Here is a 16,706-nt window from a genome sequence, read left to right on the forward strand (position 1 = left end):
AGCTCTACTTTCTTTCTTTATTTATTAAATCTTTCAGTTCATCAATAAAGACATTGATATCTTTAAATTGTCGATAGACGGATGCGAACCTTACATAGGCAACCTCATCGACTTCTGCCAGCTTGTCCATTACCATTTCGCCGACACTGTCGCTTTTCACTTCCGATATGCCCTGGTTGCGTAGTTCTTTTTCTACATAACTGGTAATTTGCTCTAGTTCTTTCAAGGGAACCGGACGTTTTTCGCAAGCCCTGATTAAGCCACGCAGGATTTTATCACGACTGAACTCTTCACGTGTCCCGCCCTTTTTCACTACAATAAGCGGTGTTTCCTCCACCTTTTCAAATGTCGTGAATCGAAAACCACATGCCTCACATTCACGGCGTCGTCGAATCGATTTACTTTCATCGACTGGCCTGGAATCGAGCACTCTTGTTCCGTTATATTGACATGATGGGCATTTCATCATTATCAGCTCCGTATTTTATGTAGGACTCCCCTATCTAAATGTTCCCCAAGGAATTACTTCTCTATCTTAATCTTATATTAAAAGGAACGGACAGTACAAGTAAAAAGTGTAACTTCCGGCAGCAGGCACTTTTTGTTCTGCCGTTGAAGCACCGTTGCCAAGGGCATTGTGCTACAAGGCAATCCTCTCCAATAAAGTGAAGCAGACTGCCGATTCATTGCATTAAAAAAGAGATGCACCCATGGCATCTCTGTGTATACATTTTTTTATAGGGCACTTATATTGGCTTTTTTCATTTGTACAGGACCTAATCCACGTGGTAATTCTATGTTTTCACGTGTTTGCGCATTCAAAGCTTCTGCAATATAATCTGCCGCAATATTCGGATCCAAGTTACCGCATGTATAGACATCAATGCTCGCATAGCCGTGTTCTGGAAAACTGTGAATCGTTAAGTGTGATTCAGAAATGATGACAACCCCGCTGACTCCTTGTGGAGCAAATTTGTGAAAGGCAACTTCTCGTACCTCTGCACCTGATTTCAAAGCAGCGTCAACAAAAATCTTTTCAATTAAATCGATATTGTTCAGTTTTTCAAAGTCACAACCCCAAAGTTCAGAAATGACATGTCTACCCATTGTTTCCATAGTGTAAGCTGTTTCCATATTAAGCTTCCCCCTTACCATGATTTAAAAATAAGTTCTGATAACTACCACGGGGGAAAGTTAGTCCAAAGAGGTCCTAACCCTTTAAGTAGCCATCATGCAAACCGTTTTGAAGAAGTTCACGATTCATAGTATATATGGTTTGAATTTTTTTTGCAACTCCAAATTTAATTTTTGGAAAGATAAACTTTATATGTAATGGGGATATAGCGAAGGTTCCAATGTGGACCAAATTCCGTCTTCGGTTTATTCAGCGCCATAAAGCAGGCGGGAATTCATGGATCACTGCATGAAAAATAGCCCGCTAAAAAATTTTAGCAGGCTCGGGTTTTTCATTTTATTTTACTGATAATTCGACTTCGGACATTTTTTTCAACTCGGAGCCAACCAATTTTACAAGGTCCACTACACGGTTGGAGTAACCCCACTCATTATCATACCAAGCAAGGACCTTCACTTTCCTGTCCCCGATCATCATCGTCGTCAATCCATCGATGATTGCAGAGTGTGGATTCGTTTTGAAATCACTGGAAACTAAAGGTTCCATCGTGAATTCCATGATTCCTTTGAGTTCATTTTCTGAAGCATCGATGAAGGCTTGGTTCACTTCTTCAATCGTGACATCACGGTTTAAATCCACAACAAGATCGACTAAAGATACGTTTGGTGTCGGTACGCGTATCGCCATTCCATGAAGCTTGCCTTTTAATTGCGGCAACACTAGTGAGATGGCTTTTGCAGCTCCTGTAGTCGTAGGAATCATGCTTTCCGCAGCGGCACGGGCACGTCTCAAGTCTTTGTGCGGGTTATCGATATTATTTTGATCATTTGTATAAGAATGTATCGTTGTCATTAAACCGTTGTCTATGCCGAATTTTTCATCAAGCACTTTTGCAACTGGTCCAAGGCAGTTCGTTGTACAAGATGCATTGGATATGACGAAATGCTTGTCAATTTCCAGCACCTCCTGATTCACTCCCATTACAATGGTAACGTCTTCATTTTTACCCGGGGCTGATAATATAACTCTTTTTGCTCCTGCGTCTAAATGAAGAGCCGCTTTAGAACGATCATTGAATTTGCCAGTGGCTTCAATTACAATATCTATGTTCATCTCTTTCCAAGGCAATAGCTTTGGATCGCGGTTATTTATTAGTTTTACTCGGCGGCCATTCACTACTAGTGAATCATCTTCAGCTATAATGATACCGTCGAATTTACCATGTATCGTATCATATTTTAGTAAGTGTGCTAAAGTTTCAGCTGGATAGCTTGCATTTATGGCTACAATGTCCAAACTCTCATCTAATATGGCTTTTCGGAAAACCATTCTTCCAATTCTCCCAAATCCGTTAATCGCTATTCTTGAATTCATTGTTCGGACCCTCCAGAAATATTAGTGTTATACTTATTACCTTTCACATGTAATTAGTATAACATAATTCAAAGGAATTGTGCTAATAAAAATGCGGATTGTTCTTATTTTTTCAACATAAAAAGAAGAAACCGGGTGGTTTCTTCTTTTTATCATGATTATATGACATACCATTCACTAAGTATGCCCTTCACTTGCCGCTTCGTTTCATTAATGTCACCATTATTATCGATGACGGCATCCGCTAAGGCCTTTTTATCGGCCAAGGGCATTTGCGAATTGATCCTGGCAAGTGCCTCCGTCTCCGAAAGACCATTCCTGTTCATTAATCGCTCCAATTGAACTTGCTCATCCACATAGATCAAAAGCGTCTTATCCACCATGAATGTCAGCTTGCTTTCGAATAGGAGCGGAATATCCATGAACACCGTTTCTTCTCCTGATGATAGTGCCGCTTCCGTTTTCACCCGCATCCAATTCCTGACGGCAGGATGCACGATGCCATTCAATAGCAATCTCTTTTCTTGATCATTAAATATGATCGACCCGAGCTTTACGCGATCTATATTCCCTTCCGTCAATAAGATATCTTCTCCAAATGCCTCCACAACTTGGTGATAGGCTTCTTCACCTGGCTCAACGACAGCACGGGAAGCCAGATCTGCATCGACAATCGTGAATCCGAGTTCCTGTAAATAGAGGCTGACGGTGCTTTTCCCACTGGCAATGCCTCCGGTGATTCCGATGATTTGTCCCATAAGCTCCCCCTTTTACCCTTATCATAACTTGAATAAACCGATGATAATCAATAGTACCCCTGGAAGAAAGGTCAAATGCTGGACAACTTTATTATTCGAAAGCAATTTTCCGCTTTGAATTCCGCTCCAAATGAAAATCGAACTCATAACAGCGATGCACCCTGCGAGGATGATCGGTGAAATCCCGATCATAGCCGCTCCAACTCCGGCCCCGAATGCATCCAGCGAAAGTGCAAACCCCAGAACAAGCGCTTCAACACCTGTAATCGTACCTGATTTATCAAAATCGGCATTCAATGGTTTTTGTAAAATATTAATGACTACCCCAAGTGATTTAATTTCAAAATTAAAGATGATCTTTTCATGATATCTATCATCTTTCAAATCTTTTTCAGGCTTAAAATACTGGTATACCATCCAGGCACCAAGAAAAATGAGGATGATGCCGCCTGTTTTTTCAGCAGCCCCGATAGATATGAGCTGACTGATGAATTGTCCGATGACCATCGCTATGCCTAAACTCAATGCAGAACAAAATGAGATGACCGCTATTGACCTTAAGGGGATTTTCATCTTCCGCATACCGAATGTCAAACCGACGCCAAATCCGTCAATACTAACTGCAAAAGCGAGAAAAATAATTTGTAGCCACATCGGAATATTACTCCTTCCCTACTCGTTGCTACCCTAGTATATGGAAGGAGCCCATCCGATGTGTTTGAAAAAACATGACCTATTTTAATGGCTGGCATGACGGGCAAATATGTGTGCCGCGTCCTGCAACAACCAGTTTTTCAAGTGGCGTGCCGCATGTTTTGCAGTTCTCGCCTTTTCGTCCATAAACATTCAGTTCCAACTGAAACATGCCGATTTGCCCTTGGGAATTAATGTATGAACGAATCGTGCTTCCGCCTTTTTCCACAGCTTCACCTAACGTCGCAATGATTTCAGCATGCAACGTTTCGATTTCCTGCAACGAGAGTGAAGATGCCATTCTCTCCGGATGGATACCGGAACGGAATAACGACTCGTCCACATATATATTCCCAATCCCGACGACAACGGTTTGATCAAGGAGAACGGGCTTGATTTTCCTGTTGGTTCTTGCCAACTTCCTGCTTAGCCCCTCGACAGTAAAATCTTCGGACAACGGTTCAGGCCCTAAGTGCAACAGGGGCAACTGTTCAAATTCTTCCCCTTTGGCAAATAGATGCATCGTTCCGAATTTCCGGACATCCCTGTACCGAAGTTCACTGCCATCGGTGAAAGTGAAGATCACATGGGTATGCTTATCATACGGCTCTTCTTTTGGATGGACGCCGTATTTCCCTTCCATCCTTAAATGCGAAACCATCGAATAATCATCCAAGGTGAAAATGAGGAACTTGCCCCGACGGCCTATTGCAGAAATCGTCTGCCCCCTTAAGGCATCCTGAAACTGTTCGACAGGCTCAGGCGCTTTAATGATCTTTGGCCAGAAAACGGACACTTCCTTGATCTCTTTTCCGAGTACGAGCTGCTCTAACGTTCTTCTGACTGTTTCCACTTCTGGAAGTTCTGGCATTGCAATCACCTATCTTTTATTATTTGGCATCAAACCATGTTGGCCCGAAAGCATAATCCACTTTAAGGGGCACGTTCAATTCAATGGCATTCTCCATTTCCTCCGGAACGATCACTTTAAGGATTTCGATTTCCTCAGGAGGGGTTTCAAAAATCAATTCATCATGCACCTGTAGAAGCATTCTCGTTTTGAGCCCTTCCCTTTTCAGGCGTTTATTCATGTTGATCATGGCAAGCTTGATGATATCAGCGGCACTGCCTTGAATCGGCGTGTTCATCGCTGTCCGTTCGGCAAAACTCCTGATGTTGAAATTCCTGCTTGTTATCTCAGGTATATATCGCCTTCTTTGCATCAGAGTCGTGCTATAACCTTTTTGACGGGCCTCATGTATGCTTTCTTCCATATATTCCTGAACACCTGGAAAGCTTCGTAAATACTTCTCGATGAACTCTCCAGCTTCTTTTCTCGTGATTCCAAGACTTTGCGATAGTCCGTAATCACTTATACCATAAACGATTCCGAAGTTGACCGCTTTGGCATGGCGCCTCATGTTCGAGGTGACTTGATCTGCCGATACATGGAATACGTCCATGGCTGTCCTTGTATGGATGTCCATCCCGGCCTGGAATGCTTCCACCAATCCGCTGTCATTGGCGATATGCGCCAAGACACGTAATTCGATCTGGGAGTAGTCGGCAGCAAAAATGATCCAATCCTTTTCGGAAGGAATGAAGGCCTGCCTGATTTTCCTTCCTTCTTCCAGTCTGATCGGGATATTCTGGAGATTGGGATCTGTAGAACTTAACCGGCCGGTCTGGGTCAATGCTTGGTTGAACCGGGTGTGCACCTTGTCCGTTTTGCCATTGACCACTTTAAGCAATCCTTCAATGTAAGTGGATTGCAGCTTACCAAGCTGGCGATACAGCAGTATCTCCTTAACGATATCATGCTTGCTCTCCAGTTTTTCCAGCACATCGGCTGAAGTCGAATAACCTGTTTTGGTTTTCTTCATGACCGGAAGCTCCAACTTTTCAAACAGGATGGCCCCAAGCTGTTTAGGTGAATTGATATTGAACGCCTCTCCAGCCAATTCGAAAATTCGCGCTTCTATATTTCTTAGGCGAATGGCTAATTCCTGGCCCATGTTTTTCAGTCGGCCTATATCCACCTTGATTCCCTGCCATTCCATATTTGCCAGGATGATCGACAATGGCAGCTCCAGTTCCGTAAATAGGTGATACTGCTCGAACTCTTGCAGCTTATCTATCATCGGTTCTTTCAGAGAAAAGATTGCCTTCGATTTTCTGGCGATATGCTCCCTCAATTCCGCTTCCTCAGGTATTTTGCGTTTTGCACCTTTTCCATAAAAAACATCATCTGTTTCAAGCCGGATCGTACCTTGGGTTTTCGTGATTTCTGCAACTTCGTCCACTGACTCTGCCGGATCAAGGATATAGGATGCCAAAAACACATCAAAATCGATGCCTTTTATTTCGACTCCCCGATGACGCAGTGCCACGACCGTACACTTCGCATCGAAAACCGTTTTCTTTTTTGTTTCATCCCCTGCCCAGGATTTAAATGCATCGGAACTCAGAGCATCCTCTCCATTGAAGTAAAAATGACCTTGTTCATTACTGATAGCGATCCCTATTATGTCGGCTCGATGATAATTATCTTCTAAAATTTCAACATACAAGGCACTTTCATCCGCAAACATTCCTTCTGTCATTTCAGCAGTGTGCACCTCTATCTTCTCCTGTTCAAGCGGTGCGCTTTCCGTTACATCCAATTTATCGAGCAAAGTCGAAAAACCAAGCTCCTTATAGAATGAGATGACTCGATCCTGATCCATGCCAGTGTACTCGGTCTCGTTAACGGAAACTTCAAGCGGCGCTTCCCTCGTTATCGTAGCCAGCTCTTTGCTTAATAAGGCCAGGTCTTTATGTTCTTCAATTTTCTCTTTCAATTTTTGTCCGCTTACCTCATCAATCGACTGCAGAAGGTTTTCAACCGTTTCAAATTGATGCAATAATTTAAGGGCAGTCTTTTCACCAACACCCGGAATGCCTGGGATATTGTCGGAGGCATCTCCCATCAGCCCTTTCAAATCAATGATTTGCAAAGGGGATAGACCGTATTTTTCATGTATATGCTTTGGAGTGTATTCCTCAATTTCAGTAATCCCCTTTTTCGTGATGGAAACTGTCGTACTAGGGGAGGATAATTGCGTTAAATCCTTATCACCGGAAATGACCTTCACTTCAAAACCATCTTTTTCCGCTTGTAAAGACAGCGTACCGATAATATCATCGGCTTCGTAGTTCTCAAGTTCATACCTTTTTATTTGAAAACAATCAAGCAGCTCCCGAATGAAAGGGAATTGCTCGGATAATTCTGGCGGCGTTTTTTGGCGCCCCCCCTTATATTCTTTAAATGATGCATGCCTGAATGTCGTTTTACCCGCATCGAATGCCACAAGTATGTGCGTCGGCTTTTCTTCTTCAAGAATGCGGTTGAGCATCATGGTGAATCCGTACACGGAATTCGTATGGACCCCCTTATCATTATTCAAGAGCGGAAGCGCAAAAAACGCACGGTATGCGATGCTGTTTCCATCTATGAGCACTAGCTTTTTATCCAAATCCGTCTTCCTCCAGTCATACAGGTTTATGTAGTTATAGCTTCTATATAAAAACGCAAAAAGCCGTTCATTTTCCTTCTCTATTCTACCATGAGTAGAAGCGGAAAGAAAAATGACGGCATCAAGGTTATTTAGTATTTCCCATTAACAAGCTGGCATAAGGGGAATCAGAAGGCAGAACGATGACCGTTTGATCTCCAATCGTTTTCTTGTAGGATTCAAGAGTCCGGTATAGTTTATAGAATTCGGGGTCTTTGGAAAACGATTTATTATAGATTTTCGCTGCTTCCCCTTCTCCTTCTGCCCTGATCACTTCTGCATCAGCCTCCGCAGTAGAAAGCAGTTCCTTCACTTTCCGATCGGTATCCGCAATGATACGGTTTTTCTTCGCATCACCTTTGGACAGGTATTCTTGCGCTTTCGATTCCCGCTCGGAAATCATCCTCTTGAAGACGGATGCTTCGTTTTCGGAAGGCAGGTCAGTCCGCTTGATCCGGACATCCGTCAAGCTGATTCCATAACTGTCCTTTTGCAGCAAATCGTTGACTTTTTCGGTTATGCGGTCGTTTAAACTTCCCCTGGATGACTTCTCATCATTGATGATTTCATCATAATTCAGCTGGCCCAGCTCTGAACGAACTGCCGAATAGATGAACTCTTCCATTTTCGTTTCGGCATTCTCAAGTGTCCTTGCATTTGTAATCAATTTCTTCGGATCTTCTATTCTCCAAACTGCATAGTTATCGATCAGCATCCGCTTTTTATCTTTCGTATTGATTTCCGCTTCGGAAACATCGGAAGTCATCTGATACTTCGGTAAGGTCATGATACTCTGAATGAATGGCACCTTCGCCTTCAATCCCGGGGTCTTATCGATCCTTACCACCTCACCGAATTGGCGGACGACCTTGTATTCGCCCTCTTTGACTATATAGACATTGGTGAAGATGATTAGCAGCAGCGCGATGAAAATAATCAGGAAAATGCCGATTCTCACATAGCCCCTCCAATGAAAATCCCCTTTTTTCAACTCAGAGAAATCTATTATTTTTCCACTCATTGTTTAGTGCCCCCTTCCCCTGTCGCTTTTTCTTCCGATGCATTCCCTTTTTTCGTTTCTTCTTCAGGTATGGCGGCTTCATCAGGGGCAGGAGTTTTTTTCGTTTCCTCCTTTTCAAGCGAGCGAAGCGGCAAGTACTTCATTGTGTTTCCATCATCATTCATAATATAAATCTCTGCATTCGGCAATACTTCCTCAAGGGTCTCAATAATAAGGCGGTCCTTCGTAATCCCCTTATTGCCTTTATACTCACTGAGTAATTTTTCAAAGACCGCAACATCTCCGCGGGCAGCTTCCGTACGGGCAGCTTTATCCCCATTAGCCTGTGAAATGATGGCATCTTTTTCCCCTTCCGCTTCATTCATACGCTTATTTTCATATTTATCCGCTTCGTTGATTTTCGTATTCGCCGTTTCACGGGCATCCGTTACATTGGTAAATGCTTTCCGCACTTCTTCATTCGGTAACTCCACGTCCTGGAGTTTAACCGCAGATATGGAAATCCCGACATCATACTTCTCCATTAGCTGTGACAATAAATCGCGTACATCCGCTTCGATTTGCGCTTTACCAGATGTAAGGGCATCATCGATTTTCGTGCTGCCGATTATGCTCCGTAATGCAGCTGAAGTCGTATCGTATAATATTTTTTCTGGATCTTCTGCATTGTATAGATATTTTGGAGGGTCGGTGATTTTCCACTGAACGACCAGGTCGGCCAGCACAATATTTTCATCACCCGTAATCATTTTGGTCTCACTCGGGTAATCCGTCACCTCTCCATCCTCTTCCTTATATCCAAATTTAAGACTGAATGTTTCTTTGGATAATTTCTCGACCGATTGAACTGGCCAAGGCAGTTTAAAGTGAAGTCCTGGTTCCGTTATCGTCTCCTCCACTTTACCAAACGTCATTATGACAGCTTGATCGGATTCATCAACCGTGTACCAGGTCGATATCGCAACTACACCCAAAATTAAAATAAGAAAGACAAGTCCTGTAATTGTATATATCCTTTTTAAGCTAACGATATGTATCACCCCTTCTTTGCAGTTATATCTTATTTACGCAAGAAAGGGCCTAAAGTTTCATAAAAATCAAATATTTTCCTAGAAAAATAGGATAGAGGAATGGTTCCCGGGGAATATAGCCAAAATTAAAAGACAGAGACCATGTCTCTGCCTACAGTTTATTAAGGGTGTACGATTTGAATGTTGATTGGGAACTTAGACGCTATTCCTACAGGAGTTTTGTCTACCTGTTCCAATCATCTTTGCTTTCAAATTTTGGTTGAACTTCTAAATAATCAAACAGAGACTATGTCTCTGTCAATGTTTAACTCCTTGGATGAGGGGTTGTACAACCATTGTACCCCTGCATTATGAAGTCCATTTTAAGGAATTGTAAAGGACATGTAAATAAGATGCCCGCTACATTTTCCCTTTTAAGCTTTTATTTAAAGTCACTGTAAAAGTCGTCCCGGTTCCAGGTGTGCTTTCCACGTTGATTTTACCTTTATGGACCTCTATTATATGCTTGACGATTGCCAGTCCAATGCCCGTCCCTCCTGAATCGCGGCTCCTCGCCTTATCGATCCGGTAGAACCGTTCAAAGATCCTTGGAAGTTCTTTTTCTTCGATGCCGATCCCGTTGTCTTGAACTGTAATATCGACGGTCTGTTCATTTTCAATGATGTCAACGGTGACCCTGCCGCCATTTGGTGTATATGTCAATGCGTTCGTAATCAAATTGATGAAAACCTGTTTGATCCTGTCAGATTCCCCTTCAATGAAAACTGGTTCCGGTGATGTTTTAATTTCAAGGGATACTTCTTTTTCCTTCAGCTTGCCTATAAGCATCTCTTGTATTTCCCCAAGCACTTTCGTAATATCCACGACCCCTGCGTTTAAAACGAATTCCTGTTGCTCCATTTTGGATAAATTCAAAAGCTCCTGAATGAGTTCTTGCAGCCGGTCACTTTCTTTCAAGATAATCGATAAAAAGTGCTTTAAGGTCTTTTCGTCTTTTAAGGCGCCATCTAACAATGTTTCAGAGAAGCCTTTAATGGAAGTGATCGGAGTCCTCAATTCATGGGACACATTAGCCACGAAATCCTTCCGCATCTGCTCGAGCCTTTTCAATTCGGTGATATCATGGAAAATGAGGAGGATCCCCTTCCATTCATCATGATTCCCGATTATTGGAGCGCCGTAAATCTCAAAATGCTTACGTTCTATGGCAAGCGGTATCTTCACCTGCCGTTTTATCGTTTTTTCCGTTCGAAAGATCTCTTCGATGATGGCTATCACTTCCTGGTCTTTAATGACCGAATAATATTCCTGAAACAAAAACGTAGCGGCGTTCACTCGGAAGCTTTTCTTGAATTCCCGGTTGATCAAGGTCGTATACCCTTTACTGTCTATCAGCAAGACCCCGCTACCGATATTCTCAACAAGAGTTTCCAAACGATCCTGATTCATTTCCCTCGCTATCTCTGTTTCCTGAAGATTCCTCGCCAATATGTTCAAGGAAGTTGTCAGCATTCCCGTTTCATCGGAATGCCTCCCGAATGTCCGGGTTCCGTAATTCCCTTTTGCCAGTTCAATGGCTGCCATCGTCGCCTCTTCGATCGGACGGGTATAATATGAAGTGATTTTACTCGCAAGCATCAGGATGATGATCAAGGCAACCCCTAAACAAATGATCAATATTTGCCACATTTGTTTATTCACTTGATGGATGGCCTCTATTTCATTGCTATGGACGACAAAGCCTTCGATCTCGCCGTCCTTTTCAACCGTCTTCCAATAATAATGGAGGTCCGATTCGCCTTCGACCACTTCATACCCTTCCCCATTCTTAAGCCCTTTTTCCAAAGTTATTTTGCGAAGGACATTGGCATGGCTTTTAAGTATTTCATTGGATGATGTCGAATCGTATAATATTTCCCCACTCGCGGAAAGAATGGTTAAATTAGAATCTAAAAGGGGTGTCAGTTTTGCCGTCTTCCCTTTTTCCAAAAAGGACTCGATCCCGCCATGCTCCTGAATATATGTAGAAATGAAAAATGTTTCGTTCTGTATACGCTCATTGAACGTTTTAATATAATAACTTTTGAACAAGTGCCCTAATAAAAAGCCCACGGCCATCAGGACGACCATCACCAATGTGATGAGGGTATATAAGAGCTTTTTACGATAGGTCGTCATTCTTTTTTAGGCTCCTCAAGCTTATACCCCAAGCCCCTTATCGTTTTAATATAGAGTGGTTTTTTTGTATCTTTCTCTATTTTTTCACGAAGATGGCTAATATGGACATCGACGATCCGTGAATCTCCCGCGAAATCATAATTCCATACCGCACTGAGAAGTTGATCCCTGGTCAGCACTCTTCCTTTATTCTTCGCCAAATATAAAAGTAATTCAAATTCCTTTGGAGTCAATTCTAATTGCTGTTCATCAAAGAATGCTTCGTATCGTTCCGGGAACACTTTCAATTCCCCTAATTTCAGGAGACCCTCTTCCTGATCCTGATTTGACTCACTTCCGTTCGATTGCAACTGGGATCTTCTTAAAATGGCTTTAATCCGGGCCACTACCTCCCTGGGACTAAATGGCTTGGTCAAGTAATCATCCGCCCCCAGCTCCAGTCCCAGCACCTTGTCAAATTCATCGTCCTTAGCTGTCAGCATCAAGATCGGTATATTGATTTTTTGCTGGCGAAGCTGCTTACATACTTCAAGCCCGTCCATTTTAGGTAGCATCAAATCCAATACCACTAAATCGGGTCGTATATCCACGGCAGCCGCCAGCCCTTGTTCTCCATCCAAAGCTGTGATCACCGTATAGCCTGATTGTTCTAAATTGTACTGAAGTAAGGTAACTATTGATTGCTCATCATCCACTACGAGAATTTTCTTTGACATTAGATCCTCCTGAATTATGTATTACCCAAAAGACCAATTTCTTGGTCTACTCATCCAATTCCATTATAAAGAATATTATATGAAATTTACACATAAAAAAAACGGAAATAAAGTTATTCCTATCTTCAGCAGGGAGATTATAAGTTCCAGGGTTCTTTTGAAGCGGATTAAAAAACTGCCCGGAGTCGGAATAAGGCCGTGCCTTTTCTTCCAATAACCGGGCAGTTCGATTATGATCTCTTATTGAAGGACTTGCATGACTGCTTTAACTGATTCAACTGATTTTGAGAGTGCCGCTTTTTCGCCTTCAGTCAAATCAAGTTCGATGATTTGTTCAATGCCGTTTGCACCAAGTACAGTCGGCACTCCAAGGTAGATGCCTTCAAATCCGTATTCACCTTCGAGATAAGCGATTGACGGAAGAACGCGACGTTGATCTTTAAGGATCGCTTCAGCCATTTCCACCAGGGATGCAGCCGGTGCATAATAGGCGCTTCCGTTTCCTAGAAGGTTTACGATTTCCCCGCCGCCAGTGCGGGTACGAGCCACAATTGCTTCTAAACGATCTTGAGGGATCAATTTTTCCAAAGGAATTCCGCCTGCATAAGAGTAACGCACTAGAGGAACCATATCGTCTCCGTGTCCGCCAAGTACGAATCCAGTTACATCTTTAACGGATAAGTTTAATTCTTGAGCCACGAAAGTGCGGAAACGAGCTGTATCAAGAACACCTGATTGCCCGATAACGCGTTCTTTAGGGAAACCGGATTCTTTGTATACAGTATAAGTCATTGCATCTACAGGGTTAGTCAAAACGATGATTGTTGTATTAGGGGAATATTTAACGACTTCTTTAGTTACTGATTTCATAACTTTTTGGTTAGTTTGAACTAAGTCGTCACGGCTCATGCCGGGCTTACGGGCAATTCCGGCAGTGATGATCACCACGTCGGAATCAGCTGTTTCTGCATAGTCGGATGTACCGATGATGTTAGCATCGAAACCTAGAACAGGTCCTGCTTCCGCCATATCAAGAGCTTTACCTTTTGTAGGGTTTTCAGCTTGCGGAATATCAACTAAAACGATATCACCAAGCTCTTTTTGAGCTGCCAGGAATGCTGCTGTAGCACCAGTGAATCCAGCACCTACAACTGTGATTTTTTTACGTTTAGACATGTTATTTCCTCCTTAAAATATATAAATACTTTTGGAATACTTTTAACATCCTCTGAAAATATATATAAGCCTCCTGGAAAAGCAGCCCGTTCAGGCACTTTTCCAGAAAGCATATAATGAATTATTTAAGGTTTTTGATAAGCTCGTCAGCGAACTCAGAACATTTAACTTCCGTTGCACCATCCATTAGGCGGGCAAAGTCGTATGTAACAACTTTAGAAGCGATTGTTTGTTCCACTGATTTAGTGATGCTGTTTGCAGCTTCGTTCCAGCCAAGGTGCTCAAGTAAAAGAACGCCTGAAAGAAGAACTGAAGATGGATTAACTTTATCAAGACCAGCATATTTAGGAGCCGTTCCGTGAGTTGCTTCGAAGATGGCATGTCCAGTTTCGTAGTTGATGTTTGCTCCTGGAGCGATACCGATTCCGCCAACTTGTGCAGCTAATGCATCAGAAATGTAATCTCCGTTCAAGTTCATTGTTGCAACAACATCAAACTCTTTAGGACGAGTCAGGATTTGTTGTAAGAAGATATCAGCAATGGAATCTTTAACGATGATTTTGCCTTCAGCTTCAGCAGCAGATTGTGCTTTGTTAGCAGCTTCAGTGCCTTCAGCATCTTTAATTTTGTCATATTGGTTCCACGTGAACACTTTATCGGCGAATTCTTGTTCTGCAACTTCATAACCCCAAGTTTTGAATGCACCTTCAGTGAATTTCATGATGTTACCTTTATGAACAAGCGTTAATGACTTACGGCCTTCTTTGATCGCATAGTTAAGTGCAGCGCGAACAAGACGTTTTGTTCCTTCTTCGGAAATCGGTTTAATTCCGATACCTGAAGTTTCAGGGAAACGAATTTTTTGAACACCGAATTCATTTTGAAGGAATTCGATTAATTTCTTAGCTTCGTCAGAACCTTTTGCATATTCGATACCAGCATAGATGTCTTCAGTGTTTTCACGGAAGATGACCATGTCAGTGTCTTCTGGACGTTTAACTGGTGAAGGTACACCATCAAAGTAACGCACTGGACGAAGACATACGAATAAGTCCAATACTTGACGCAATGCAACGTTCAATGAGCGGATACCGCCACCGATTGGAGTTGTAAGAGGTCCTTTAATAGCGATTAGATATTCGTTAATGACATCAAGAGTTTCTTGTGGAAGCCATTCGCCCGTTTGGTCAAATGCTTTTTGTCCAGCTAAAACTTCTTTCCATTCGATTTTCTTTTCGCCATTGTAAGCTTTTTCAACTGCTGCGTCTAAAACGCGGGATGCTGCAGCCCAGATATCAGGACCGATTCCGTCTCCCTCAATATAAGGAACGATTGGGTTGTTTGGTACGTTAAGAACACCGTTAGTAACTGTGATTTTTTGGCTTTGTGTCATGTCTCTTACCTCCGATTCAAATTCAAAGGTTAGATGGCCTGCCCTTAAATAAGGCAGAACCACTAACCTTTTTTACTCACATCTATTAATTTACTACAAATTCGATGAAATAAAAAATGATTTTTCGAAAAAACTTTTAATTAGCGGTTTTCAATCGGTACATATTTTTGCATACCTGGTCCAACATACTCTGCACGCGGACGGATAAGGCGGTTGTTTGAATATTGCTCAAGGATATGAGCGATCCAGCCTGAAGCACGGCTTACAGCAAAGATTGGTGTAAATAGGTCATGCTCGATGCCTAAACTGTGGTATACGGAAGCAGAATAGAAATCCACGTTCGGCGGAAGATTCTTTTGACCGGTTACGATTTCATGAATTTTGATGGACATATCATAATATTGCGGTTGCCCAGTAAGTTCAGTCAGTTTTTGTGACATTTCTTTAAGGTGTTTAGCACGAGGATCACCTTTACGGTATACACGGTGGCCAAAGCCCATGATTTTTTCTTTATTGGCTAATTTTTCGTTGATATATGGCTCAACGTTATCAACTGAACCAATTTCTGTAAGCATTTTCATGACTTGTTCGTTAGCTCCGCCGTGAAGTGGGCCTTTTAAAGCGCCGATGGCAGCAGTTACACCAGAATAGATATCAGCTAATGTAGCCACACAAACGCGTGCAGTGAATGTAGAAGCGTTTAATTCATGGTCAGCATGAAGAACCAATGCTTTGTTGAATGCTTCTTCTTCGATTGCCGTTGGTTCATTACCGCTTAACATATATAAGAAGTTAGCAGCAAAGCTTAAATCTGTACGTGGAGCAACAGCTTCTTTCCCTTGACGGACACGAGCGAAAGTTGTTACCAATGTAGGGATTTTTGCTTGGATGCGGATTGCTTTACGATAGTTAGCTTCTTCACTCATTACATCTGCTTCTTCATCATAAAGACCAAGAAGAGATACTGCAGTGCGAAGAGCTCCCATTGGATGTACTTTATCAATTGGGTATGTTTTGAAGTGATTAACCACTTCAGCTGGAATTTCAGCATTTTCAGCAAGTTGTTTAGTTAATTCTTCTAGTTGGCTTTTGTTCGGAAGAGCTCCGTGCCATAAAAGATAGATTACTTCCTCGAATGTTGCGTTCGAAGCCAAATCATCGATGTCATAACCTACATACGTTAATGTGTCATCGATAATGGAGCTTACTGATGAAGTTGTTGCTACCACACCTTCAAGACCTTTTGTTGCTGTCATACTAAATCTCTCCTTTTCCTAGATATTCCCCTATGCCCTTGCTATTAGCGTATAAATGTAGCGCTTCCAAGAAATTAGCTATTGTAAACAACCATCTATTTTTTAGCAGAAGACATACATCTTGTATTGGAAGCGTTCACAGAATATGACCCCAACAATAGTAAAATGTACGATAATCTTTAATAAGAAATTCTAAAAATAATGCTTGTAGCTATTCCTAGTGAGCGCTTGCTCAATAACTACATCTTTTTTTTTAAGATTCCTCAAAAATATCAATGATATTCTGAATCCCAATTTTAATAAATCAGAGCAGTTACATGATTATTATAAACAATAAACACTTTTTTGGGAATGAAAAGCACTTAAAATGTGAAAAAATTATTATTTTATTAGAAAAATTAGCTACATATTCTCTTGCTTT

Annotated in this window: 14 protein-coding genes; all 14 read right to left on the bottom strand. The window is 42.0% G+C overall.

The genetic code is table 11. The annotated features are described in order from the left end of the window. Positions 1 to 4 precede the first annotated feature (4 nt). The 14 genes from nrdR to citZ all read right to left on the bottom strand — a co-directional run bounded on the left by nrdR (position 5) and on the right by citZ (position 16,285). Positions 5 to 466: a transcriptional regulator NrdR gene (gene nrdR, locus MHB45_RS16550; RefSeq protein WP_034309080.1), complete on the bottom strand. Its 462-nt coding sequence runs from the start codon at positions 464 to 466 to the stop codon at positions 5 to 7. 269 nt (positions 467 to 735) lie between these two features. Then, positions 736 to 1,116 carry an adenosylmethionine decarboxylase gene (speD, locus tag MHB45_RS16555; protein ID WP_034311443.1) on the bottom strand — a complete coding sequence of 127 codons (381 nt, stop codon included), beginning with the start codon at positions 1,114 to 1,116 and terminating at the stop codon, positions 736 to 738. Between the two features lie 355 nt (positions 1,117 to 1,471). Continuing rightward, positions 1,472 to 2,509 (bottom strand): glyceraldehyde-3-phosphate dehydrogenase, encoded by a 1,038-nt coding sequence (locus MHB45_RS16560; RefSeq protein WP_048681161.1) that lies wholly within the window; start codon positions 2,507 to 2,509, stop codon positions 1,472 to 1,474. 158 nt (positions 2,510 to 2,667) lie between these two features. Then, positions 2,668 to 3,267, bottom strand: coding sequence for a dephospho-CoA kinase (coaE, locus tag MHB45_RS16565; protein WP_048681157.1), 600 nt, complete (start codon positions 3,265 to 3,267; stop codon positions 2,668 to 2,670). Positions 3,268 to 3,288: 21 nt separating this feature from the next. After that, the gene (gene ytaF, locus MHB45_RS16570) at positions 3,289 to 3,921 is read right to left on the bottom strand and encodes a sporulation membrane protein YtaF (RefSeq protein ID WP_034309090.1); all 633 of its coding nucleotides are present in this window, start codon (positions 3,919 to 3,921) and stop codon (positions 3,289 to 3,291) included. 79 nt (positions 3,922 to 4,000) lie between these two features. Beyond that, complete coding sequence (gene mutM, locus MHB45_RS16575) at positions 4,001 to 4,831, bottom strand: DNA-formamidopyrimidine glycosylase (RefSeq protein ID WP_048681155.1); 831 nt, start codon at positions 4,829 to 4,831, stop codon at positions 4,001 to 4,003. A 19-nt stretch (positions 4,832 to 4,850) separates the two neighbouring features. Beyond that, the gene (gene polA / locus MHB45_RS16580; protein ID WP_340908014.1) at positions 4,851 to 7,475 is read right to left on the bottom strand and encodes a DNA polymerase I; all 2,625 of its coding nucleotides are present in this window, start codon (positions 7,473 to 7,475) and stop codon (positions 4,851 to 4,853) included. 127 nt (positions 7,476 to 7,602) lie between these two features. Further along, positions 7,603 to 8,535: a protease modulator HflC gene (gene hflC, locus MHB45_RS16585; RefSeq protein ID WP_034309097.1), complete on the bottom strand. Its 933-nt coding sequence runs from the start codon at positions 8,533 to 8,535 to the stop codon at positions 7,603 to 7,605. Continuing rightward, the gene (gene hflK, locus MHB45_RS16590; RefSeq protein WP_048681237.1) at positions 8,532 to 9,566 is read right to left on the bottom strand and encodes an FtsH protease activity modulator HflK; all 1,035 of its coding nucleotides are present in this window, start codon (positions 9,564 to 9,566) and stop codon (positions 8,532 to 8,534) included. Before hflK ends, hflC begins: the two co-directional genes overlap by 4 nt. A 399-nt stretch (positions 9,567 to 9,965) precedes the next feature. Further along, positions 9,966 to 11,744: a two-component system histidine kinase PnpS gene (gene pnpS / locus MHB45_RS16595; RefSeq protein WP_072273368.1), complete on the bottom strand. Its 1,779-nt coding sequence runs from the start codon at positions 11,742 to 11,744 to the stop codon at positions 9,966 to 9,968. After that, positions 11,741 to 12,460, bottom strand: coding sequence for a response regulator transcription factor (locus tag MHB45_RS16600; protein WP_048681145.1), 720 nt, complete (start codon positions 12,458 to 12,460; stop codon positions 11,741 to 11,743). Before MHB45_RS16600 ends, pnpS begins: the two co-directional genes overlap by 4 nt. Before the next feature lie 240 nt (positions 12,461 to 12,700). Continuing rightward, positions 12,701 to 13,636 (bottom strand): malate dehydrogenase, encoded by a 936-nt coding sequence (mdh, locus tag MHB45_RS16605; RefSeq protein WP_034309103.1) that lies wholly within the window; start codon positions 13,634 to 13,636, stop codon positions 12,701 to 12,703. Between the two features lie 121 nt (positions 13,637 to 13,757). Beyond that, positions 13,758 to 15,086, bottom strand: a complete 1,329-nt coding sequence (gene icd, locus MHB45_RS16610; protein ID WP_260088772.1) for an NADP-dependent isocitrate dehydrogenase — start codon at positions 15,084 to 15,086, stop codon at positions 13,758 to 13,760. 83 nt (positions 15,087 to 15,169) lie between these two features. Next, positions 15,170 to 16,285 (bottom strand): citrate synthase, encoded by a 1,116-nt coding sequence (gene citZ / locus MHB45_RS16615; RefSeq protein ID WP_048681140.1) that lies wholly within the window; start codon positions 16,283 to 16,285, stop codon positions 15,170 to 15,172. Between the last annotated feature and the right edge of the window lie 421 nt (positions 16,286 to 16,706).

Origin of the sequence: Peribacillus sp. FSL K6-5616, from assembly GCF_038008245.1 — a bacterium.
GTDB classification, from domain to species: Bacteria; Bacillota; Bacilli; order Bacillales; family DSM-1321; genus Peribacillus; species Peribacillus frigoritolerans.

What these genes read in the sequence shown, in the direction of transcription:
- hflC (WP_034309097.1), bottom strand. Translation starts at nt 8,535, where the DNA reads ATGAGTGGAAAAATAATAGATTTCTCTGAGTTGAAAAAAGGGGATTTT.
- ytaF (WP_034309090.1), bottom strand. Translation starts at nt 3,921, where the DNA reads ATGTGGCTACAAATTATTTTTCTCGCTTTTGCAGTTAGTATTGACGGA.
- nrdR (WP_034309080.1), bottom strand. Translation starts at nt 466, where the DNA reads ATGAAATGCCCATCATGTCAATATAACGGAACAAGAGTGCTCGATTCC.
- mdh (WP_034309103.1), bottom strand. Translation starts at nt 13,636, where the DNA reads ATGTCTAAACGTAAAAAAATCACAGTTGTAGGTGCTGGATTCACTGGT.
- MHB45_RS16560 (WP_048681161.1), bottom strand. Translation starts at nt 2,509, where the DNA reads ATGAATTCAAGAATAGCGATTAACGGATTTGGGAGAATTGGAAGAATG.
- coaE (WP_048681157.1), bottom strand. Translation starts at nt 3,267, where the DNA reads ATGGGACAAATCATCGGAATCACCGGAGGCATTGCCAGTGGGAAAAGC.
- pnpS (WP_072273368.1), bottom strand. Translation starts at nt 11,744, where the DNA reads ATGACGACCTATCGTAAAAAGCTCTTATATACCCTCATCACATTGGTG.
- mutM (WP_048681155.1), bottom strand. Translation starts at nt 4,831, where the DNA reads ATGCCAGAACTTCCAGAAGTGGAAACAGTCAGAAGAACGTTAGAGCAG.
- citZ (WP_048681140.1), bottom strand. Translation starts at nt 16,285, where the DNA reads ATGACAGCAACAAAAGGTCTTGAAGGTGTGGTAGCAACAACTTCATCA.
- MHB45_RS16600 (WP_048681145.1), bottom strand. Translation starts at nt 12,460, where the DNA reads ATGTCAAAGAAAATTCTCGTAGTGGATGATGAGCAATCAATAGTTACC.
- speD (WP_034311443.1), bottom strand. Translation starts at nt 1,116, where the DNA reads ATGGAAACAATGGGTAGACATGTCATTTCTGAACTTTGGGGTTGTGAC.